The sequence below is a fragment of the Amycolatopsis tolypomycina genome (genome assembly GCF_900105945.1).
Lineage (GTDB): Bacteria > Actinomycetota > Actinomycetes > Mycobacteriales > Pseudonocardiaceae > Amycolatopsis > Amycolatopsis tolypomycina.
Genome location: NZ_FNSO01000004.1, coordinates 1,806,760 through 1,830,821, shown reverse-complemented (window position 1 = coordinate 1,830,821; position 24,062 = coordinate 1,806,760). Strand labels below are relative to the sequence as shown.

Below are 24,062 nucleotides of genomic sequence, written 5' to 3'. Positions count from 1 at the left end.
CGGTTTTTCAGTGGTCTTGGGCGGCGAGCCGTTCGAGGTCCTGCAGGACCCGTTCTTCGACGAGCTCCGCCAGCGCCAGCACGGTGCCCGCGGTGAGCACGTCCTTCGGCGTGATCTCGACGTCGAAGGCGGACTTCGTCATCGACGTGATCCGGAGGCTGCGCAGCGAATCCCCGCCGAGGGCGAAGAAGTTGTCCTCGACGCCGACCCGGTCGAGGTCCAATGCCTCGGCCCAGATGGCCGCGAGGACCTCCTCGGTCTCGGTTTCCGGCGCCGCGTACCCGGCGCTCTCCACCGGCGCGGCCGGTGCGGGCAGTGCCCGCCGGTCCAGCTTTCCGTTGGCCGTCAACGGAAGCTCGTCGAGCGGCACGAAGGCGGCGGGCACGAAGTGGGCAGGCAGGGTTGCGGCGACGTGCTCCCGCACCCCGGGGCCCGCCTCGCCCACGACGTAGGCGATCAGCCGCCGGCCGTCCGCGACGACGGCCGCGTCCCGGACGCCCGGGTGCCTGCGCAGCACCGCCACGATCTCGCCGGGCTCGATCCGGAAGCCGCGGATCTTGACCTGGTCGTCGGCCCGGCCGAGGAACTCCAGGGTGCCGTCGGCGCGCCACCGCACGAGGTCGCCGGTGCGGTACATCCGCGCCCCCGGTGCCCCGAACGGGTCGGCGAGGAACCGCGACGCGGTGAGTCCCGGCCGGTCGAGGTAGCCGCGGGCGAGCCCGGCCCCGGCGACGTACAGCTCCCCCGCGACGCCGATCGGCGCCGGCCGCAGCGCGTGGTCGAGGACGCGGACGCGGGTGTTGCGGATCGGGCGGCCGATCGGCGGGGTGGCCCCGGGGGAAAGGGGGTCGCTCCAGGTCGCCACCACCGTGGTTTCGGTGGGCCCGTAGGCGTTGATCATCCGGCGGCCCGGCGCCCAGCGGGCCACCAGGTCGGCCGGGCACGCCTCGCCGCCGACGACCAGCGTGCGGAACGCGGGCAGCTCGACGTCCGGCACGCTCGCCATGGCCACCGGCGGGATCAGCGCGTGGGTGACGCCTTCCTCGCGCAGCACGGCGGCGAGGTGGTCGCCGAGCAGCGGCCCTGGCGGCGGCACGACCAGCGCGGCCCCCGCGGGCAGCGCCATGCACAGCTCCAGCACCGAGGCGTCGAAGCTCGGCGAGGAGAACTGCAGCACGCGGTCGCCGGGCCGGACGTCGAAGTGCGCGATCTCGGCGCCCGAGAAGCTCGCCAGGCCGGCGTGGGTGACGACGACGCCCTTGGGGGTGCCGGTCGAACCCGAGGTGTAGATGACGTACGCCGGTGCGCTCAACGGCACCGACCGGGCCAAGGGGGCAGCCGGGCGGTGGGCTTCCGAGCCGTCGAGGACGAGCACGTTGTCCGCCGGCACCGGTGTTCCCGGCCGGGTCACCACGACGACCGGGTTCGCGTCGGCGAGCATGAACGCGATCCGCTCGGGCGGGTAGTCCGGGTCGACCGGCAGGTAGGCGGCGCCGGTCTTCAGCACGGCCAGCTGCGCGACGACGATCTCCACCGACCGCGGGAGGGCGAGCGCGACGACCCGCTCCGGCCCGGCGCCGCGCGCGGCCAGCAGCCGGGCGAGCCGGTCGGCGCGGGCGTCGAGCTCGGCGAAGGTGAGCCGTTCGTCGCGCGACACCACCGCGACGGCGTCGGGCGTGCGGGCCGCCTGGGCCTCGATCAGCTCGGTGAGGGTGACCGGCGGGACCTCGTGGCCGGTGTCGTTGAACGCGACGAGGATCCGGTCGCGTTCGGCGGCATCGAGGACGTCGAACGCGCGCAGCGGCCGGGCCGGGTCTTCGGCGATGGCCTCGAGGAGGTGTTCGAGCTGCCGGGCGAGCCGTTCGATCGTGGCCTCGTCGAACAGCGCCCTGTCGTAGCCGAGGCCGAGCGACAGGCGCGGGCCGGGGGCGGCGACGACGCTGAGCGGGTAGTTGGTCGTCTCCATCGCCTGCAGTTCGCGCAGCCGCACCCCGTGCGCCGCGACATCGTCCGCCGTGACCGGGTAGTTCTCGAACACGACGAGGCTGTCGAACAGGTTGCGGCCGCCCTCGACGCCGCTCCAGGCCTGCACCGCGGTCAGCGGCACGTGCTCGAACCGGCGCGACTCGGCCTGCGCGGTCTGCAGGCCGCGCAGCCAGCCGGCGACCGGGGCCGCCGGGTCGGCGGTGACCCGCACCGGCAGGGTGTTGATGAAGATGCCGGTGATGTCGTCGACGCCGGCCAGCCCGGCCGGGCGGCCGGACACGGTGGCGCCGAAGCAGACGTCGTCCTGGCCGCTGTGCCGGGCCAGCAGGAGCGCCCAGGCGCCCTGCACGACGGCGTTGACGGTGAGCCGCTCGCGCCGGGCGAACGCCGCCAGCCGGGCGGTCGCCGCCTCGTCGAGGTCGCGCCCCACCCACGTCGACGAGCTGGATTCGTGCGTGGCCGCCGGTATCCGGTCATACGGCAGCGGAGTCGGCTCGGTGACGTCGGCGAGTTCGCGCCGCCAGTACTCCTCGGCCCCGTCGGCGGTCTGGCCCTGCAGCCAGGTGACGTAGTCGCCGAACGGCCTGCGGTGCGGCAGGGCGGGCCGGCCGCCGTCGCGCAGGGCGGCGTAGGCCGTGCAGACGTCGGAAAGCACCTGGAAGACGCTCCAGCCGTCCAGCAGGACGTGGTGGAACGTCCAGACGAGCTGGACGGCGTCATCCGGCAGCCGGGCCAGTGCGACCCGCAGCAGCGGGGCCGCCGCCAGGTCGAACGGCCGGGCGCGGTCCTGCGCCAGCAGCTCGCGCAGGGCTTCCTCACGGTCGCGGTCCCGCCAGTCCAGCTCCGTGACCGGCACCCGCGCTTCGCGGTGGACGACCAGGAGCGGCTCGGGGACGTCCTCCCAGACGACGCTGCCGCGCAGCACCGGCGTCCGGTCGACGACGTGCTGCCACGCCTCGGCGAGGAACCGCGGCTCGGCCACGCCGTCGAGGACGGCGGTGACCTGTTCGAAGTAGACGCCCTGGGATTCCTGGGACAGCCCGTGGAAGACCATGCCGGCCTGCATCGGCGTGAGCGGGTGGATGTCGGCCACGCCGCGGCCGTCGCCGGCGATCCGGTCCACCTGCCGCTGGTCCAATGTGGACAGCGGGAAGTCGCTCGGCGTGCGGCCGCCGGCGCCGGGCTCGGCGCAGTGCGCGACGGCCTCGCCCAGCGCGGCCACCAGGTCCGCGGCCAGCTTTTCGACCGTCGCGGCGGTGTGGGTGTCCCGCGAGTAGTACCAGGTCAGTTCCAGGGTTTCCCGGTCCACGCGGCCGACGACGTCGAGCAGGTGCGCCCGGCCCGCACCCTCGCCGACGGCGGAGTCGAGGCTGCCGGCCGCGCCGTCGAGGCGGCCCAGGTAGTTGAAGCTGATCTCGGGCCGCAGCGCGGGCGCGGTCCCGGTCAGGTACCGCAGGGCGCCGAAGCCGGCACCGCGGCGAGGCACCGCCCGCAGCTGTTCCTTCACCGACTTGAGCAGCGCGTCCCACTCGTCGTCGATCCGCAGCGCGACCGGGTACAGCGAGGTGAACCAGCCGACCGTGCGGGACAGGTCGACGTCGTCGAACAGGTCCTCGCGGCCGTGGCCCTCCAGGTCGATCAGCACGCCGTCGCGGCCGGTCCAGCGGGCCAGCACCCGGCCCAGCGCGGCCAGCAGCACGTCGTTGACCTGCGTCCGGTAGACACCCGGCACGTCCTGCAGGAGCGCGCGTGTCAGCTCGGCGTCCAGCCGCGTGGTGACCGTGCCGGTGCCCGGCTCGTCGGCGGCACGGTCGACCGGCAGCGCGGGGTCGACGGCGAGCGCGGTGCGCCAGTACGGCAGTTCGTCGTCGAAGCCGCCGGCCTCGGCGTGCGCGGCGAGCCGGTTGGCCCAGTCGCGGAACGCCGTCGTCTTCGGCGGCAGCGGCCCGCCGCGGTAGGCTGTTTCCAGGTCCTCCAGGAGAATCCGCCACGAGACGCCGTCGACGACGAGGTGGTTGACCGTCAGCCGCAGGACGGCCGGCTCCAGGAGCTCGGCGGTGAGCAGCGGCCCGCGGGTCACGTCGATCTCGGCCCCGAGGAGTTCGGCCGGTTCGGCCGGGGCGTTTTCCTGGCCGGCGATGGTGAACCGCATCCGCAGGGCGTCGTGGTGCCGCACCAGCGTGGCCAGTGCCGCGCGCAGCGTCCCGACGTCAAACGGCTCGGGCCGCTCGATCCGCACGGACTGCGTGAACGCGTTCGGATCGCCGTGGTGGCCGGCGAAGAACCAGAGCTGGATCGGGGTCAGCGCGGCGGCGCCGGTGACGGGTCCCTGCTCGGCCACGGTGACCGCGGCCGACCCGGCCGCCACGGCCAGCGCGGCGACGGTCTGGTGCGCGAACAGGTCCCGCGGGGTGAGCGCGAGGCCGTGCCGCCGGGCCCGGGAGACGACCTGGATGCTCAGGATCGAGTCGCCGCCGAGTTCGAAGAAGTTGTCCTCGACGCCGACGCCGGGCACGCCGAGCACGTCGGCCCAGACTTCGGCGAGCACGCGTTCGGTCTCCGTGCGCGGCGGCACGTACCCGGCCTCCGGTGCCACGGCCGGTTCCGGAAGTGCCTTGCGGTCGACCTTTCCGTTGGCGCTGAGGGGAAGCGCGTCGAGGGGAACGAACGCCGAGGGGACCATGTAGTCGGGCAGGTCGCGCTCCAGCCACGCCCGCAGGTCCGGCTTCCCGGTCGTGACGACGTAGGCGACCAGCCGCCGGTCGCGGGTGACGACGACGGCCTCGGTGACGTCCGGGTGCGCGGCCAGTGCCGTCTCGATCTCCCCCGGCTCGATCCGGAAGCCGCGGATCTTCACCTGGTCGTCGGCGCGGCCGACGAACTCCAGCACGCCGTTGCCGGTCCAGCGGACGACGTCCCCGGTGCGGTACATCCGCTCCCCCGGCGTCCCGAACGGGTTGGCGACGAAACGTTCCGCGGTCAGCCCGGGACGGCCGAGGTACCCGCGGGACACCCCGGCGCCCGCGATGAACAGCTCGCCCGGCACGCCCGGCGGCACCGGCCGCAACCCCTCGTCCAGGACGTAGGCGGCCATGTTGTCCAGCGGGCGCCCGATCGGCATCGCGTCCGGTACGGCGTCTTCGGGGGCCAGGAAGAACCGGCTGGCGAAGGTGGTGGTCTCGGTGGGGCCGTAGCCGTCGACGACGGTCAGGCCCGGACAGGCTTCCCGCACCTGCCGGACGGCCGCCGCGGGAACGACGTCGCCGCCGGTCCACACTTCACCGACGCCCCGCAGGCAGCCGGGATCCTCCTGCGCGAGCAGCCGGAACAGCCCGGCCGTCAGCCACAGCGCCCGCACGCCCCGGGTGACGACCGCACGCAGGACCTCGGCGTCCACGTCACCCGGCGGCGCGACGACCACCCGGCCGCCGTTCAGCAGCGGCACCCACACCTCGTAGGTCGACGCGTCGAACGCCTGCGGCGAGTGCAGCAGCACGGTCCGGTGCGCTTCGCCCGCGAACGAGCGGTCCGCGGCCAAGGCCACGATGTCGCGGTGGGTGACCGCCACGCCTTTCGGCTTGCCGGTCGACCCCGAGGTGTACATGACGTAGGCCAGGTTTCCCGGCCTCACCGGGACATCCGGCGTCGGTACCGGCCCGGTTTCGTCCACGCGCACCACAGGTCCACTGTGGATGTCCTGATAGGACTGCTCGGCAATGACGACGGAGACGCCCGCTTCGGCCAGGACCAGGCGCATCCGGCTCTCCGGGGCCCGCAGGTCCACCGGCACGTACGCGGCACCGGCCTTGAGCACCGCCAGTTCGGCGACGACGACGTCGGCCGACCGCTCCAGCAGCAGCCCGACCCGGTCCTCCGGCCCGGCACCCAGCTCGATCAGCCGGGACGCGAGCCGGTCGGCGCGGGTGTCCAGTTCCGCGTAGGTCAGGTCGTCGACCGCCGGGGCGTCCGGCGTCCGGGCGACCTGGTCGGCGAACCGGCTCACCACGGTGGCCTCGGGCACCGGGTGCGCGGTGGTGTTGAAGGTCCGCAGGACCTTTTCGCGGTCCTCGTCGGTCAGCAGGTCGAGGTCGCCGACGCGCTGCCCGGGCTCCGCGGCGATGCGGTCCAGTGCCCGCAGCAGCTGCCCGGCCAGCCGGTCGACGGTGGCCCGGTCGAACAGGTCCGGGTCGTGGTCGAACGACACGGTGAGCCGCTCCCCCGGCGTGACGACCACGCTCAGCGGGTAGTTGGTCGGCTGCAGCTCGCCTTCTTCGTGCAGGCCGATCCCGTGTGCGGCCACCGCTTCGGGGTCGAACGGGTAGTTCTCGAAGACCAGGATGCTGTCGAACAGCGTGCTGCCGCCCGCCCAGTTCTGCAGCTGGGCCAGTGACACGAAGTCGAAGCGGCGGGAGCGCGCCTGCGCCGCCTGCAGCTCCCGCAGCCAGTCCGCCACGGCCTGTCCGTCGTGGACGGTCACCGGCGCGGGCAGGGTGTTGATGAACAACCCGGCCATCGCCTCGACACCCGGCAGGTCGGCCGGCCGCCCGGACACCGTGGTGCCGAAGACGACGTCGGATTCCCCGCTGCAGCGCGACAGCACGAGCCCCCACGCGCCCTGGACGATCGTGTTGAGCGTCAGGCCGGCGCGCCGGGCCAGCTCCCGCAGCCCCGCGGCGGGCACCGACACCCGGACCGACGCGGCGGAGCGGGCGCGGTGGGCTTCCACCGGACGGCGGTCGTAGGGCAGCGGCGTCGGCGTCCGCAGCCCGGCAAGTTGCGCGCGCCAGTGCGCCTCGGCGGCCGCGGTGTCCTGCTCGCCGAGCCAGCGCAGGTACTCGCGGAACGGCGGGCGCCCGCCCGGCACGGCGGCGCCCGCGTACCGGGCGCACACCTCGCCGAACACCTGCGCGGCGCTCCAGCCGTCGAGCAGGACGTGGTGGAAGGTCCAGATCAGCAGGACGTCGCCGCCGGGCAGCCGGGCGAACGCCAGCCGCAGCAGCGGGGCGGCCGTCAGGTCGAAGCCCCGCGCGCGGTCGGCCTCGAGGAACCGTTCCTGCTCCCGGGCGCGCGCGTCGTCGTCCAGCGCGGTCCAGTCGAGGTGGACGACCGGGACGGTGCCGGTCCGCTCGACGATCTGCACCGGTTCGTCGAGGCCGTCCCAGACGACGCGGCTGCGCAGCACCGGCGTGGCCGCGACGACCTGCTGCCAGGCCCTGGCGAACCGCTCGGGGTCGGTGATGCCGGTCAGCCGCAGCCGCACCTGGTTGAGGTAGGTCCCGGCCGCGCCGTCGACGAGGCTGTGGAAGACCATGCCCGCCTGCATCGGGGTGAGCGGGTAGATGTCCTCGACCGTCCGGCCGGTGCCGGCGAGCCGGTCGACCGCGGCCTGGTCGAGGCGGGCGAGGGGGAAGTCCGACGGCGTGCGGCCGCCGGCGTCCGGCCGGGCGCAGTGCCCGACGATCCCGGTCAGCGCCTCGATGAGGGCGTCAGCGAGCCGGCGCACGGTGGCCTCGGTGTGCACGCCCGTCGAGTAGTGCCAGGTGAGTTCGAGCTCGTCGCCGACGACCGCGCCGACGACGTCGAGCTGGTGCGCCCGCCGCTGCTCGGGGTGGGCGGCGCCGCCGAGCCCGCCGCCGTGGTCGAAGCGGCCCAGGTAGTTGAAGCTGATCCGCGGTTCGAGGCGCGGGGCGGTGCCGGTGAGGTGGCGCAGGGCGCCGTACCCGATGCCCCGGCGGGGAATCGCGCGCAGCCGTTCCTTGGTCGTCTTCAGGGCTTCGCCCCAGTCCTCGCCGGCCGAGGTCAGCTCGACCGGGAAGATCGTGGTGAACCAGCCGACCGTGCGGGACAGGTCGATGCCGCCGAACAGGTCTTCGCGGCCGTGGCCTTCGAGGTCGACGAGGACGCGGTCGCGGCCGGTCCAGTCGCCCAGGACGCGGCCGAGCGCGGTCAGCAGGACGTCGTTGACCTGCGTCCGGTACGCGCCCGGCACGTCGTGCAGCACCGCCCGGGTCTGCTCCGCGGGCAGCCGCACGACCACTTCGCGGGCCGAGCCGTAGGTGTTCTCGCCGTCCGCGTCGACCGGCAGGGCCGGGTCGGCGTCGATGGCCGTCCAGTGGGCGAGTTCGTCGTCGAAGAAGCCGTCGGCCGCGTGGCGGGCCAGGGTGCGCGCCCAGTCGCGGAAGGACGTCGTCTTGGGCGGGAGCTCGCCACCGGAGAGGAGGGTTTCCAGGTCGTCGAGGAGGACCCGCCACGAGACGCCGTCGACGACCAGGTGGTGCGCGGTGAGGGTCAGCGTCGTGCCGGCCAGGTCGGCGCTCAGCAGCGGCCCGTGCTCGAGGTCGATGGTCGCGCCGAGGACGTCCTGCGCGTCGGGCGCGTGGTGTGGCCCGCCGGCGGTGAACCGCAGCCGCAGGGCGTCGTGGTGCAGCTGGAGCGCACGCAACGCGCGCGGCAGCCCGGCGGGGTCCGGCAGGTCCACCGTGACGGACTGGACGAACTGCTCGGGGTGCACCGGCCGCGGGTCGAGGTACCAGTGCTGCACCGGCGTCAGCGGCAGTTCGCCGGTCACCGGTCCGGCGTCGGCCGCGGTGGGCGCCGCCGGGGTGGCGGCGCGGGCGAGCGCGGCGACGGTCGGGTGGTCGAACACCTGGCCGGGCATCAGGTCGAAACCGGCCCGGCGGGCCCGGGAGACGACCTGGATGCTCAGGATGGAGTCGCCGCCGAGTTCGAAGAAGTTGTCGTCGGCGCCGACCCGGTCCACCCGCAGCACTTCGGCCCAGATGCCGGCGAGCAGCCGCTCGGCGTCCGTCGTGGGTTCGCGGTAGCCGAGCCCGGAGACGAAGTCGGGGGCAGGCAGCGCCCGACGGTCGACCTTCCCGTTCTGGTTGAGCGGCAGGGTTTCCAGGGGGACGAACACGGCCGGGACGAGGTAGTCGGGCAGCGTCCGCAGCAGGAACTCGCGCAGGTCCGGCGTCCCGGTCGTGACGACGTAGGCGACGAGCCGCTTGGACCCGCCGTGCTCGGCCGCCACGACGACGGCCTCGGCGACGTCCGGGTGGGCGGTCAGCGCGGTCTCGATCTCGCCGAGCTCGACGCGGAAGCCGCGGATCTTCACCTGGTCGTCGGCGCGGCCGACGAACTCCAGCACGCCGTGACAACCGGGGCTTCGCCCCGGGCCGGGGGCTTCGCCACCCGGACCCCCCGAAGGCGAGCGGCGCGTCCACCGGACGAGGTCTCCGGTGCGGTACATCCGCGCGCCGGGCGTGCCGAAGGGGTTGGCCAGGAAGCGTTCGGCGGTCAAGCCCGGCTGCCGGAAGTAGCCGCGGGCGAGCCCGGTGCCGGTCAGGTACAGCTCGCCGACCGCCCCCGGCGGCACCGGCCGCAGCCCGTGGTCGAGGACGTAGGCGGCCATGTCGTCCAGCGGCCTGCCGATCGGCAGCACGTCCGGCACCGGCTCCCCCGGCGGCAGCGGGAACCGGGTGGCGAACGTCGTGGTCTCGGTGGGGCCGTAGACGTCCACCACGGTCAGGCCGGGGCAGGCCGCGGCCAGCCGGCGCACCGCGGCGGGCGGCACCACTTCGCCGCCGGTCCACACCTCGCGGACGCCGCGCAGGCAGCCGGGATCCTCCTGTGCCAGCACGCGGAACAGCCCCGCGGTGATGAACAGCCCGGTCACCCCGTAGTCGGTGACGAGCCGGCGCAGCACGTCGGCGTCGAGGTCGCCCGGCGGGGCGACGACCACGCGGCCGCCGCTCAGCAGCGGCACCCACAGCTCGTAGGTCGACGCGTCGAACGCCAGCGCGGAGTGCATGAGGACACTGCAGTGGGCGGGACCGGCGAAGGACCGCTCCCGCGCGAGGCCGACGATGTCGCGGTGGCTGATCGCCACGCCCTTGGGCGTGCCCGTCGAACCCGACGTGTACATGACGTAGGCCAGGTTCGCGGGCCGGATCGGCACCTCCGGCGCCTCGGCCGGTCCGTCGCCGACCTCGCCGAGCGACACGATGTGTCCATTGTGGACTTCCCGGGCCCGTGCGAGGCCGTCGTCGCCGGTCACCAGCACGGAGACGCCGTCGAGCAGGGCCGTCAGCCGGCTGCGCGGCGCGCGGGCGTCCAGCGGCAGGTACGCGGCGCCGGCCTTGAGCACCGCCAGCTCGGCGACGACGACGTCGGCCGAGCGGCCCAGCAGCAGCCCCACCAGGCCGTCCCGCTGCGCGCCGAGGGCGAGCAGGCGGTGGGCCAGCCGGTTCGCCCTGGCGTCGAGTTCCGCGTAGGTCAGGGTCACGTCGCCGATGACGGCGACCGCGTCGGGTGTGCGGCGGACCTGCTCGGCGAAGAGGGCGGGCACGGTCGTCTCGGGGTGGTCCTGCGTGAAGCCGGTCCCGGAGTCCAGGACTTCCCGCTGCTCGGCGTCGGGGAGCATGCGCAGCCGGGCGAGAGACTCGTGCGGCCGGGTCGCCAGCTCGGTGAGCAGTGTCTCCAGGTGCCCGGCGAACCCGGCGATCGTCTCGGCGTCGAACAACGCGGGGTCGTAGCCGAACAGGAACTCCAGCCGCTCCTCGCCCGGGTAGGCGACGACGCTGAGCGGGTAGTTCGTCGCCTCCACGCCCCGCAGGTCGTGCAGCCCCAGCTCGGCGGTGACCGGGTAGTTCTCGAACACGAGGAGGGTGTCGAACTCCCCGCCCCAGTTCTGCAGGCGCGCCAGGGACAGGTGGTCGAACCGGCGCGCCTCGGCCTGGTCTTCCTGGAGGCCGCGCAGCCAGTCCCCCGCGGCCGCCCGCTCGTCGACGCACGCGACGACCGGCAGCGTGGTGATGAACATGCCGGTGATCTCGTCGGCCCCGGGCAGTTCGGCGGGCCGCCCGGCGACCGTGGTGCCGAAGCTGACCTCCGGCCGCCCGGTGTGGCGGGCCAGCAGCACCGCCCAGGCGCCCTGGACGAGCGTGTTGAGGGTCAGCCCCTGGCGCTGCGCGGCGGTGCGCAGCGGCCCGGCGGGCAGCGCGACCCGCAGCGCGGCCGTGGACTCGACCGGGTGCGCCGGGGACCGCGGGCGGTCGGTGCGCAGCCGGACCGGCTCCGGCCGCCCGGAAAGCTTTTCGCGCCAGTACCGTTCCGCGGCCGGGGTGTCCTGTTCGGACAGCCAGCGGAGGTGGTCGCGGAACGGGCGGCGGCTGGGCAGCGGACGCCCGGCGTGCGCGGCCGCGACGTCGGTGAGCACCTGGAAGAGGCTCCAGCCGTCGAGCAGCAGGTGGTGGAACGTCCACACCACGCGGACCTCGGTCGCCGAGACCCGGGCGAGCAGCAGCCGCATCAGCGGCAGCTCGCCGAGGTCGAGGCCGGCGTCCCGGTCGGCCGCCAGCACGGTGTCGAGGTCTGCCGGCTCGGTGGTCCAGTCGCGGTGCTCGATCGGCAGGGTGACCTGCCGGTGGACCACCTGCACCGGCTCGTCGAGGCCGTCCCAGACGACCTGGCTGCGCAGGACCGGGGTCCGGTCGACGACCCGCTGCCAGGCGCGGCCGAGTGCTTCGGCGTCGGGGACGTCGCGCTGCAGGAAGGTCACCTGCTGGAGGTAGGCCTGGCGGCCGCCGCCGGCGAGCCGGTGGAAGAGCATGCCGGCCTGGGCCGGGGTGAGCGGGTAGATGTCCTCGACGGCGCGGCCGTCGCCGGCCAGCCTGTCCACTGTGGACTGGTCGAGGGCGGCGAGGGGGAAGTCCGACGGCGTGCGGCCGCCGGCGTCCGGTCCGGTGCAGTGGGCGACGATCCCGGCGAGGCCGCCGGCGAGGTCGTCGGCGACGGTCCGGATCGTGGCTTCCTCGTGGAGCCGGTCCGAGTAGAACCAGGTGATCTCCAGGCTGCCGTCGGTGACCCGGGCGACGACGTCGACGGCGTGCGCGCGGACGTCCGCCGGGTTCTGTTCGAGTGCGAGCTCCCGTTCGAGGCCCCGGTACAGCTCGCCCTCGGCCTCGAAGCGGCCGAGGTAGTTGAAACCGATCCGGGGCCTCACCGCGGGAGCGGTCCCGGTGAGGTGGTGCAGGACGCCGTAGGACAGGCCGCGGGCCGGGATCGCGCGCAGCTGCTCCTTGACGGACTTGAGCAAGTCGCTCACGCCGGCGTCGGGGACGTCGAGCGCGATGGGGAACAGGGACGTGAACCAGCCGACCGTGCGGGAGAGGTCGACGTCGTCGAAGAGGTCTTCGCGACCGTGGCCTTCGAGGTCGACGAGCACGCGGCCGGCGCCGGTCCAGCGGCGCAGTGCTCCCCCGAGTGCGGTCAGCAGGACGTCGTTGACCTGGGTGCGGTAGACGCCGGGGACGTCCTGCAGCAGCGCGCGGGTCAGTTCGGCGTCGAGCCGGGTGGTGACGGTGCGGGTGCTCGCCACCGTGTTGGCGCCGTCGGTGTCCAGGGGGATCTGGGCACCTTCGACGGCCTGCCAGTACGGGAGGTCTTCGGCGAAGTCGTGCTCGGCCAGGCGGTTCGCCCACTCCTGGAAGGACGTCGTGCGGGCGCCCGGTTCCTGTCCGTGGTAGGCGCGGTCGACGTCCTCCAGGAGGATCCGCCACGAGACGCCGTCCACGACGAGGTGGTGCACGGCCAGGCACAGGGTCGTCCCGGTGAGGTCCGCGCTGACGAGGGGGCCGTGCTCGATGTCGATCTCCGCGCCGAAGACGTCGGTGTCGCCGGGCCCGGCGTGCTCCTGCGTCCAGCCGTCCGTGGTCTGGCGGAAGCGCAGCCGGAAGGCGTCGTGGTGGGCGACGACGGTGTTCACGGCCGCGCGCAGGCGGGCTTGGTCGACGTCGTCGGCGAGGCGGACGCTGAGCTGCTGGACGAACTGGTCCGGGTCGGCCGGGTCGGTGTCGAGGAACCAGTGCTGGATCGGGGTGACGACCACTTCGCCGGTCGCCGCGGGCCGTTCGGCCGCGGGCTCGGCCACCCCGGCGGCCGCGGCGAGCGCGGCGATCGTCTGGTGCCGGAAGACGTCCTTGGTGGTGATGCGCAGGCCGGCCTTGGCGGCCTCGGAGACCAGCCGGATGCTGAGGATCGAGTCGCCGCCGAGCTCGAAGAAGTTGTCCTCGACGCCGACCTCGGGCAGGCCGAGCGCGCCGGCCCAGATGTCCGCGAGCAGCCGTTCGGTGGCGGTGCGCGGCGCGACGCGGGTGGTGCCGCCGGTCCAGTCCGGGGCGGGCAGGGCGCGCCGGTCGAGCTTGCCGCTGGGGTTGAGCGGCAGCTTGGCCAGGGGCACGAACGCCGACGGCACCAGGTGGGCGGGCAGGGCGGCCCCGAGGAAGTCCCGCAGGTCTGTGGGGGCTTCGGGCACGACGTAGGCGACCAGCCGCTGGTGCCCGCCGTCGGTGCGCGCCACCACCACCGCTTCGGTCACGTCCGGGTGCTTGCGCAGCGCGGCCTCGACCTCGCCGGGCTCGATCCGGAAGCCGCGGATCTTGACCTGGTCGTCGGCGCGGCCGAGGTACTCGAGCTCGCCGCGAGCGGTCCAGCGGACGACGTCGCCGGTCCGGTACATGCGGTCGCCGGGCGCGCCCGCGGGGTCGGCCACGAACCGGCTCGCCGTCAGCCCGGGCCGGTTCAGGTAGCCGCGGGCCACCCCGGCGCCGCCGAGGTGCAGCTCGCCGGGCACGCCGACGGGCACCGGCCGCATCCCGCGGTCCAGCACGTACGCGCGGACACCGGCGATCGGACGGCCGATCGGCGGCGTGCGGTCGGTGTCGTGGTACCACGCGGTGGCGTACACAGTGGACTCGGTCGGACCGTAGATGTTCGCGATCCGGCTGTCCGGCAACGCTTTCCGGATGTCGTGCAGCGCGTGCCGGGTCAGCGCCTCGCCGGCGAGGACCACAGTGGACGGCCGGACCGTCACCGCGCCCTGGGCGAGCAGCTGGGCGAACGCCGAGGGCACGCCGCTGACCAGGCCGACCGGCCGGCCGGTGTGCTCGCCTTCGCCGAGGGCGAGCACGTCCCGGACGATCTCGACGGTGGCGCCGGCCATCAGCGGCGCGAAGACCTCGAACACCGAGACGTCGAAGTTGAGCGACGTCGAAGCGACCACTGTGGACCCGGGGCGGAAGACGTCTTCGAAGTCGTTACGCGCCCAGGCCATCAGGTTCGCGGCGCTGCGGTGGGCGACCACGACGCCCTTGGGGCGGCCGGTCGAGCCGGACGTGTGGATCACGTACGCGGGGTGGTCGGGGTTCGCGGCGCGGTCTCGTGGCTTTTCCGCCGGGCCTTCGAGCAGGCCGGGGTCGTCGAACGCGAGCGTGGGCACGGATCCGGGGCCGCGGCCGTCGGGCGTGAGCAGCAGGGCCGGGGCGGCGTCGGCGAGGATCAGTTCCTTCCGCTCGGCCGGGTAGGCGGGGTCGACCGGGAGGTACGCGGCGCCGGACTTCAGCACGCCGAGCAGCGCCACCAGGATCCGTTCCGTGCGGGGCAGGGAGACGGCGACGAACCGCTCGGGCCCCGCGCCGCGGTCCGCGAGGACGCGGGCCAGCCGGTCGGCCTGCTCGTCGAGCTCGCGGTAGGTGAGCCGGCGGTCCTCGCAGACGACGGCGACCGCGTCCGGGGTGCGGGCGGCCTGGGCCTCGAACAGCTGCGGCAGCGTGGCTTCCGGCGCCGCGAGCAGCGGCCCGCGGGACAGCTCGCGCAGGTGGGCCAGCTCGGCCTCGCCCATGATCGGCAGCTCGGCCACCGGCCGGTGCGGCTCGGCGACCACCGCCTCGGCCAGCACCCGCAGGTGCCCGGCGAAACGGTCGATCGTGGCGGCGTCGAAGAGCGCGGTGTCGTACTCGATCGCGACACTCCGGCCCTGCGGCTGGAACTCCAGCACCAGGTCGAACCGGGCCCGGGGGCGGGGCAGATCGTGCTCGCCCAGGCGGAGGGCGCCCGCCTCCCGGGGCCGGACGAGGTCCTGCTGCAGCACCAGCAGGACCTGCACCAGCGGGGTCCGGCTCGGGTCACGGGCCGGCCGCAGGTCGTCGACGACCTGGTCGAAGGGCACTTCGGCGGCGGCGAAGGCCGCCAGCGTCGTTTCCTTGACCCGGTCGAGGAAAGCGTCGAACGGTTCCGCGGCGTCGACCGCGGACCGCAGGACGAGGGTGTTGACGAAGAACCCGGCGAGCCGTTCGAGCTGGTCGTGGTCGCGGCCGGACACCGCGGTGCCGACGGCGATGTCGTCCTGGCCGGTGTAGCGGGCCAGCAGCACCTGGACCAGCGCGGTCAGCGTCGTGAACAGCGTGGCGCCGGTGTCGTGGCCCAGTTCGGCGAGGCCGGCGGGCAGCTCGTACCGGCGGATGGCGCCTTCGGTGGCGCGGACGGGCGGGCGGGGGCGGTCGGTGGGCAGGTCCAGGGGTTCGAGGCCGGCGAGCTGCGTGCGCCAGTACGCCAGCTGGCGCTCGCGCAGCCCGGCCAGCCGCTCGCGGTGCCACTTCGCGTAGTCGCGGTAGCCGATCTCGAGGGGCGCGGGCTTCTCCCCCGCGTAGAGCGCGGCGAACTCGTCGACGAGCAGGCCGACCGACCAGCCGTCGGTGATGATGTGGTGCTGGCACAGCAGGAGCAGGTGGTCGTCCGGGCCGCGGCGGAGCAGCGTGGCCCGGGTGAGCGGCCCGGTCGTCAGGTCGAAGGGGCGGTCCAGTTCGGCGGCCAGCTGCGCGTCCAGGTCCGGCTCGGCGTCGGCTTCCCGCAGCGGGATGCGGCCCTCGTCGGCGACGACCTGGACGCCCTCGCCGTCGACGGTCCGGAACGTCGTCCGCAGCGATTCGTGGCGGGCGGCGAGGGAGTCCAGTGCGGCGCGGAGGGCGTCGCGGTCCAGCGGGCCGTCGAGGGTGAGGCCGACGCCGGCGTTGTATTCGGTGCTTCCGGGGTTCTGCTGGTCGAGCACCCAGAGCCGGCGCTGGACCGGCGACAGCGGCGCCACGGCGCCGTGGGCCACGGGCTCGATCCGGCCGGCCGGGGCACTGGGTCGCGCCGGCAGCAGCCGGGCGAGCTTGGCGATGGTGCGCGCGTCGAACACCACCCGCGGGGACAGGTCGGCGCCGAAGCGCGCGCGGATCCGGGCCAGCGCGCGGGCGCCGAGGATGGAGTCGCCGCCGAGCTCGAAGAAGTCCGCGTCGACGCCGATGCCGGGCACGCCGAGCACGTCGGCCCAGATTTCGGCGAGCGCGTGCTCGGCCGGGGTCCGCGGCGGGGTGTGGGTGGTCCGGACCTGCGCCTGCCAGTCGGGTTCGGGCAGCGCGTCGCGGTCGAGCTTGCCGTGGTGGGTCAGGGGCATCCGCGCGAGCGGCACGAACGCGGCCGGGACCATGTAGGGCGGCAGCCGGTCGGCCGCGGCGGCCCGCAGCCGCGCCGGTTCGGCGTCGCCGACGAAGTAGGCGACCAGGCGCTTGACGCGGTCCTCACGGGCGACGACGACCGCCTCGCGGACGCCTGCCTGCTTCAGCAGCAGTGCTTCGATCTCGCCCGGTTCGATCCGGAAGCCGCGGATCTTGACCTGGTGGTCGGCCCGCCCGACGAACTCCAGCTCGCCGGACTCGGTCCGCCTGACGACGTCCCCGGTGCGGTACATCCGCGCGCCGGGCGCGCCGAAGGGGTCGGCCACGAACCGGCTCGCGGTCAGGCCGGGCCGGTCGAGGTAGCCGCGGGCCAGGCCGGGGCCGGAGACGTAGAGCTCCCCGGTGGCGGCCGGGCGCAGCGCATCGTCGAGGACATAGGCGGTGGCCTCCGGCAGCGGCCGGCCGATCGGCGGCGTGCCCCCGGGGACCAGCGGATCGCTCCAGGTCGCGACGACGGTGAACTCGGTGGGACCGTAGGAGTTGATCATCCGCCGGCCGGGCGCCCAGGTCCGGACCAGTTCGGGCGGGCAGGCGTCCCCGCCGACGATCACCGTGCGGAAGTCCGGCAGCCGCTTGGTCGGCAGGGTGGCCAGCGCGACGGGCGGGATGAGCGCGTGGGTGACCTGGTGCTCGGCCAGGACGTCGGCGAGCCGGTCGCCCAGCAGCGGGCCCGGTGGCGGCACGACCAGCGCCGCCCCGTGCGGCAACGCCATGCCGAGCTCGAGGATCGACGCGTCGAAGCTGGGCGAGGAGAACTCGAGGACGCGGTCGCCGGGCCGGACGTCGTACTGCTCGCGCATGGCGGCGAAGAAGCCGGCCAGGCCGCGGTGGGTGACGAGGACGCCCTTGGGGACGCCGGTCGAGCCGGACGTGTAGATGAGGTAGGCGGGGTGGTCGAGACGCAGGGGGCGTCTCCGGTCGGCGTCGGTGAGGTCGGCGTCGGTGCCTGTTTCGCTCACGTCGTCGAGGTCAAGGGTGGTCCGGGGTGTCTTCCCCCGGGTCACGACCAGCACGGGCCGCGCGTCGCCGAGCATGAAAGCGATGCGCTCGGCGGGCTGGTCGGGATCGACAGGCAGGAAGGCGGCCCCGGCCGTGGCCACCGCGAGCTGCGCGACGACGAGGTCGGCCGACCGCGGCAGGACCAGCGCGACGACGTCTTCCGGGCCGGCCCCGCGCCGGATCAGCAGCCGCGCGAGCCGGTTCGCCCGCGCGTTGACGGCCGCGTAGGTCAGGGTGCCGCCGTCACCGGTCAGCGCCGGCGCGGCGGGGGTGCGGGCGACCTGCGCCTGGAACAGCCGGGCGAGGGTACGCGGCCCGTCTTCGGCGGCGGGAACCGAGACGTCGTATCGCGGCATTGCGGGAACCTTTCGAGCACGTCAGCGCAGGGCCGTCGAGGGGCCTGCGACCAGGGAATTCGCGAGAAACGGCCGGATCGGGGCTTTCCCCCGGCCGGCCTATTTGCCAGTCGTTCAACAAATCGGCCCGGCGTGCCACACACCGGGCAAACCCGCAGGAACGAGGGCAAGACACGTTGATCCTTTCCACCGTGACAGCCGCGCGACAACCCCCGGAAACAGTTCCGATTTCGACGGCACCCCCGCGGCACCGATTAGGTACCAACGACCGCCGAGCGCGCGTTCTTCGTGCACCAGGTCGCTCACCCGGCAGTCGAGAAGCCCCCAAGACCAGCCGGATTGGCATCACGCTACCCAGTGAACGCCTTGCTCGTACCGCCGAACGGAGCATTGGCGAAAATGTCCAAAAATCGCGCCGGTTTGCCCGGACAGGGAGTAGTACAGGATCGGTTTTTGTTCACTCTTCTGCCGGAAAATGTTACCTCGATTGGGAGGTTTGACTTTACGGCAGAGCGCTCACCTGGGAAGACTCGGCGCCACTCGGGTGACGATCAAGCCAAGAACCCGAAGTGCGCGAGTATCGAAAGTTGCGCGCCACCATACGGCAGATCACCCGATTGGCGGGTAACGCGGAAGGCGCGGGCGCGCAGGTGAAATGATCGATTGAGTGACGTGGCCGGCATGGGGGCAATGGGGACGGAATGCGAGGGGCGGGGCCCGGGTGGTGATCCCGGGGGCCGGGGTTGTTTCGGGTTGAACGGTGGGTGAATGAACGGTGTTCACCGGGTGGCCGGGGATGGCCGCCGGCCGGGGTGTCCAGTTGCTCGCCCGCCCGTTCCCCGGGCGACCGCCTCTCCGCCGGGGCGCGCACGCCGTTCACGACACCGGCAACAGCTCCCCGCCGCCCCTCCCCGCCCTCCCCGCCCCGGCCCTCCCCGCCCCCGGCCCTCCGCGCGCACCGCGCACCCCGCACACCGCGCAGCCCGCACACCGCGCACCCCGCGCACCCCGCGCCCCTCACACCCCGCGCGCCCCGCGCACCCCGCGCCCCTCACACCCCGCGCGCCCCGCGCACCCCGCGCCCCTCACACCCCGCGCGCCCCGCGCACCCCGCGCCCCTCACACCCCGCGCGCCCCGCGCCCCTCACACCCCGCGCCCCTCACACCCCGCGCCCCTCACACCCCGCGCCCCTCACACCCCGCGCCCCTCACACCCCGCGCGCCCCGCGCCCCGCGCACCCCGCGCCCCGCGCACCCCGCTCTGCCGCTCGGCACCACCCCGAAGATCGACTTCGCCACCCGCGGCCGCCACGCACCACCCCTGAAGGTCAACGTCGCCGCCCCCGGCCTGCCGACCCACCACCCCGAAGATCAACCTCGCGGCCCCGGCCTGCCGGAGCCCGCGCCCCAGGGGCAGCGGTCGGCGAGGCGACGTCCCCCGGCCGACCGAGCCACCGACCGGCCGCGGCCACACAGTTCCGAGGCCCGCGCGTGCGCCAAGAAGAATCTCGCGTGACCAGCCGGGCATCACCCGTGATCGGGCGGGTATCTCGCGCGACTGGGCGGGCAGGAGCCCCAGCCCCCTCCGCTTCCCGCGCCGCCGAACCCACTCCTCCGGGTTTCGAACTCGCCCGACACCACCCCACCACGGGAACCGCATTCCCCCCCCGTCCGCAAAGGACGTCCACAATAGACCCGCCCCCATGCGGCTCACCCCAAGTTGTTCTTCACCCATTGAGGCGACTTCGTCACATTTCGTCAACCGTCGCACGGCCGTGCTCACCGGCTGCTTCCGCCGCCGATGCGGGGCAATTACGCCGAACGGACCCGCCTTGTTTCCCTGCGAGTTGAATTCCCTTTCGGGCCGGTTGTGGATACACTTCCCGGAGAACGCGGCACATTGTTGTTCGCGTTCTCGAGCGCACATCCACCGGAGGAGCACCCAAGTGGCCCAGAAAGTCTCCGTCGAGATCCTCGACGACATCGACGGCAGCGCCGCCGCCCAGACCGTCCAGTTCAGCCTTGATGGCGTCACCTTCGAAATCGACCTTTCGGACCGGAACGCGACCGCCCTGCGGGAAGAACTCGCCCGCTACATCAACGCCGGCCGCCGGGTCGGGGGGCGGAAGGTGCGGGTCGCCACCGGGCAGTCCACCACCGCCTCCGATCGGGAGCGCAACCAGCGGATCCGGGCCTGGGCGAACGCCAACGGCTTCGAGGTCTCCGAGCGCGGCCGGCTCGCCTCCGAAGTCGCCGCCGCCTACGAGCGGGCGCACGGTGCCGACGCGGAATCGTCCGCGCCGTCGCCGCGAAAGCGCGCTCCGCGCAGGAAATTCGCCGCCTGACTCCCGAATGCGGTGGGCTTTGCCGCGCGGAGCGCCCTGCAGCGCCACGCGCGGCTGAAGCCGCGCGAAAGAACAAGACTGTTTCTCGACCGATTCGCCGTGCACCCTCGACGTCACCGATCACCGGATGACAGGGGAGCTCAGGCGTGCCCAGCGGGAACAGCAGGAACGAAACCGATCGCGAACAGGAATACCTGACCACCCTCCACGCCGAAGCCGACGCGCTGCGCGAACAGGCCGCCGCCCGGCTGGCCGACGCGGCCCCGGCGACGGCGCCGTTCTGGCGGGCCGAACTCGACCGGCTGGCCGCCGCGGCCGACGGGCTGTGCTTCGGACGGCTCGACCTGCGGGACGGCAGCCGCCGCTACGTCGGCCGCCTCGGGCTGTTCCGCGACGACGAACCGCTGCTGCTCGACTGGCGCGCGCCCGCCGCGCGGCCGTTCTACACCGCGACCCTGGCCACCCCGCAGGGCGTGCGACGGCGGCGGCGCATCACCACACGCGGCCGCGAAGTGCTCGCCCTCGAAGACGAACTGCTGGACACCGAAGCCGGCGACGACGTCCTGGTCGGCGGCGCGGCCCTGCTGGCGACCCTGACCGCGCGGCGCACCGGGCGGATGGCCGACATCGTCACCACGCTGCAGGCCGAACAGGACCGGATCGTCCGCGACGACCACCCCGGCGTGCTCGTGGTGCAGGGCGGTCCGGGCACCGGCAAGACGGCGGTCGCGCTGCACCGCCTGGCCTACCTGCTCTACGTCCGTCCGCACCTGCGCACCCGCGGTGCCCTGGTCGTCGGCCCCAACCACGTCTTCCTCGGCTACATCGGGCAGGTGCTCCCCGGTCTCGGCGAACACGCCGTCGTGACGTCGACCCTCGCCGAGCTGGGCCCGGCCGTCCCGATCGGCCGGACCGACCCGCCCGAGACCGCCGTCGCCAAGGGCCGGGCCGAAATGGCCGGCCGGATCGCGGCCGCCGTGCGGTCGCGGGTGCGCGCGCCCGACGAGCCGGTCGACCTCCTCTTCGAGCAGCAAGTGCTGCGGCTGGAACCCCGGGCGTGCCGGGCGGCGATCGACGCGGCGGCCGCCACCGGGTTGCCGCACAACCAGGCGCGGCTCGTCTTCCAGCAGCGGCTCGTCGGCGAACTCGCGCGGGAACTGGCCGACGGCATGGAGAACGTGGTGTTCGACGAGACCGGCGCGGCCCTCGACGGCGGCAGCGCCGACGGCCGCCTGGGCGAGGCCGACCTGCGCGCGCTGGCCGCCGCCGGTGTGGTGGTGGTCGAGCCCGGCCCCGACGGCCCGCGGCGCATCCTCGACGACACCGACGTCGCCCGGCTGCGGACCGCGCTGCTCGCCGACGCCGGGGTCGGCGCCGTGCTCGACGAGGTGTGGCCGCCGCTGACCGCGCCGGAAGTGGTGGCCCGGGTGCTCGGAACCGACGGCGACACCTGGAGCGCGGCCGACGTGCCGTTGCTCGACGAAGCCGCCGCCGTGCTCGGCGAGCGGGGCGGCGCGACCTTCGGGCACGTGGTCGTCGACGAGGCGCAGGAACTCTCGGCGATGGCCTGGCGGATGCTGTTTCGCCGGTGTCCCACCAGGTCGATGACCGTGGTCGGTGATCTCGCGCAGACCGGTGACCCGGCGGGGGGCGGCCTCCGGCCCCCGGTGTCCAGCTTACCCGGGACCACCGACAGTTCCGGGTGGGGCGACATCCTTCGGTCGCATGTGGACGGTCGGTGGCGGCTGGCGGAGCTCACCGTGAACTACCGGACTCCCGTGGAGGTCATGGCCGTCGCGGCTCCCTTGCTCGCCGCTCGCCATCCCGGGCTGCGGGCGCCCCGGTCGGTTCGGCACGCGGGTGAACACCCGTGGCGGCGCCGCACCACGGTCGGGGAGCTGCCGGACGTGCTCGCCGGCCTTGCCGCGCGCCACGAAGACGGGCGGCTGGCGATCATCGCGCCGTCGGTCCACCACGCCCGGATCAGCGCGGCCGTTCCGGTGACCGTGCCGCCCGAGCTCACCGACCCCGTTGTCGTGCTCACCCCCGGCCAAGCCAAGGGCCTGGAGTTCGACGTCGTGCTCGTCGTCGACCCGGCCGCGATCCTCGCCGGGCCGTTGGGGCACAACGATCTCTACGTCGCCCTCACGCGGACCACCCGGCAGCTGGGGATCCTGCACCCCGGGCCGCCGCCCGCCGAACTGGCCGGCGTCCGGGAGCGCACCGCCTGATCGGGCCTTGTGGTCCAGACCCGCGCGCCCTACCGTCGGGTGCGTCCGGGTCGTCGCGGGGAGGAGCCTCGGGTGCTGGGAACCGTGCTGGCGAGCGCACTTCTGCTGACCGGCGCCGCGCCCGCCGTGGCCGAGGCCGGCTGGACGCCGTCGCCGATCGTCTGGACCGCCTGCCCCGACGACCCGGACAGCCCGGCGCCCCCGGACGGCGAGTGCGGCACCGTGCGGGTGCCGCTGGACTGGAACGCCCCGGCCGGGCCGTCGATCGAGCTCGCGGTGGCCCGGCACCGCGCCACCGATTCCGCGCACCGCCTCGGGGTGCTGCTGGCCGATCTCGGCGGTCCCGGCTCGTCGAATGCGGAATTCGCGGTGTCGCCGGGTTTCTTCGGCCCGGAGGTCCAGGCCCGCTTCGACGTCGTCGGCTTCGACGTGCGCGGCACCGGCCGCAGCGCCTTCATCGAATGCCCGGACACCGGTCCCGCGCCCGGCGACGAGCCGGCCGGCCCGGCGGAGTTCGCCGCGCTGCGGGAGTACAGCGTGAAAGCGGTTTCCGAGTGCCGTGCCCGCAACCTCCCCGTCTTCGACCACGCGAACACCGCCGTCAACGCCCGGGACATGGACGCCGTCCGCCGCGCGCTGGGCGAACCCCGGATCAGCTACCTCGGCATCTCCTACGGCACGCTGCTCGGCCAGCAGTACGCCGAACGGTACGGCGACCGGGTCCGGGCGATGGTGCTCGACAGCGTCATCGACCACAGCGCGGGCCTCGAGCGGTTCCTGGGCGACCGGGCCGCCGCCGCGGACGGCGTGTTCCGCCGGTTCGCCGCGTGGTGCGACCGGACGACGACCTGCGCGCTGCACGGCCAGGACGTCCTCGCCCTCTGGCCGCGGGCACTCCGGATCGCCGACGGCCTGCCCGCGCGGCACAACTGGTTGCGCGACCGGGTGTTCTCCGACATGTACGGTCCGGACTGGACGGACGCGGCCCAGGTGATCGCCGACACCCTGGCCGGGACGCCGCCGGTCGGCACGCGGTTCGCGTACAACTACGCGTCGGTCCGGCTCGCGGTCGTGTGCCAGGACTTCGACCTCCGGATCCGGAGTTTCGCGCGGTACTCGGCGCTGCACGCCGAAGAGCTGCGCCGCGGACCGCTCATGCGCGGCAGCGCGTTGAGCCACGGCGAAGCGATGGCGTGCCTGGGCGTCCCGGGCCCGCCGGCGAACCCGCCGCACCGGCTGAGCATCCCGCGGGCGCCGCGGATCCTGCTGCTCAACGCCCGGGACGACCCGGCGACCCCGTACGCCTGGGCGCTGGCCGTCCACCGCCAAGCGGCGGCGAACACGACCCTGCTGACCTACGAGGGCGCGGGCCACGGGGTCTACCCGCGGAACACCTGCACCCGGTCGGCCGCCGACCGCTACCTGCTGACCCTGGCGGCGCCCCGGCACGACATCAGCTGCCCCGCCTGAGCCGCCGCTACCGGTACTCGGGAGTCCACCGCGCCTCGCGCACCGCCTTCGCGACGTCGTCCTCGCTCAGCTCCGGCGATGCGGGTCGCGATCTCCGGGACGTCGTCCCACGCCGGCAGCAGCGGCTCCTCCGGCGTTTCCGGCCGTGCCGGCCGAACCCGCACCGAGCATGACGACCTGCTGCTGCGACAGCGGGCGTCCGGCGGTCCGCCGATCCCCTGGTCGCCCAGGCCGAGGATGCGCTGCCCGTCGGTGACGACGATGACGTCGACCTCGCGGCTCGGGCGGTTGCGCAGCACTTCCCGCAGCTTCGCCGACCGTGGGCGGGTAGACGATCGG

General features: G+C 74.2%; 5 protein-coding genes. 3 read left to right on the top strand and 2 right to left on the bottom strand.

The genetic code is table 11. The features are described from left to right. Positions 1–7: 7 nt before the first annotated feature. Complete coding sequence (locus tag BLW76_RS19140; protein ID WP_091309245.1) at positions 8–17,677, bottom strand: non-ribosomal peptide synthetase; 17,670 nt, start codon at positions 17,675–17,677, stop codon at positions 8–10. A 1,946-nt stretch (positions 17,678–19,623) separates the two neighbouring features. Here BLW76_RS19140 and BLW76_RS19135 point away from each other — a divergent pair. The 3 genes from BLW76_RS19135 (at position 19,624) to BLW76_RS19125 (ending at position 23,723) form a co-directional block, all read left to right on the top strand. Then, positions 19,624–20,022 carry a histone-like nucleoid-structuring protein Lsr2 gene (locus BLW76_RS19135; RefSeq protein ID WP_091309242.1) on the top strand — a complete coding sequence of 133 codons (399 nt, stop codon included), beginning with the start codon at positions 19,624–19,626 and terminating at the stop codon, positions 20,020–20,022. 146 nt (positions 20,023–20,168) lie between these two features. Further along, a complete protein-coding gene (locus BLW76_RS19130; protein WP_091309240.1) occupies positions 20,169–22,253 on the top strand; it encodes a HelD family protein in 2,085 nt (694 codons plus the stop codon). A gap of 72 nt (positions 22,254–22,325) precedes the next feature. After that, positions 22,326–23,723, top strand: coding sequence for an alpha/beta hydrolase (locus tag BLW76_RS19125; RefSeq protein ID WP_091309237.1), 1,398 nt, complete (start codon positions 22,326–22,328; stop codon positions 23,721–23,723). Here the strand turns inward: BLW76_RS19125 and BLW76_RS50435 are convergent. After that, on the bottom strand, positions 23,672–24,022 hold the full coding sequence (locus BLW76_RS50435; RefSeq protein ID WP_354846974.1) for a hypothetical protein: 351 nt from the start codon (positions 24,020–24,022) through the stop codon (positions 23,672–23,674). The genes BLW76_RS19125 and BLW76_RS50435 overlap by 52 nt on opposite strands. Positions 24,023–24,062: the final 40 nt, after the last annotated feature.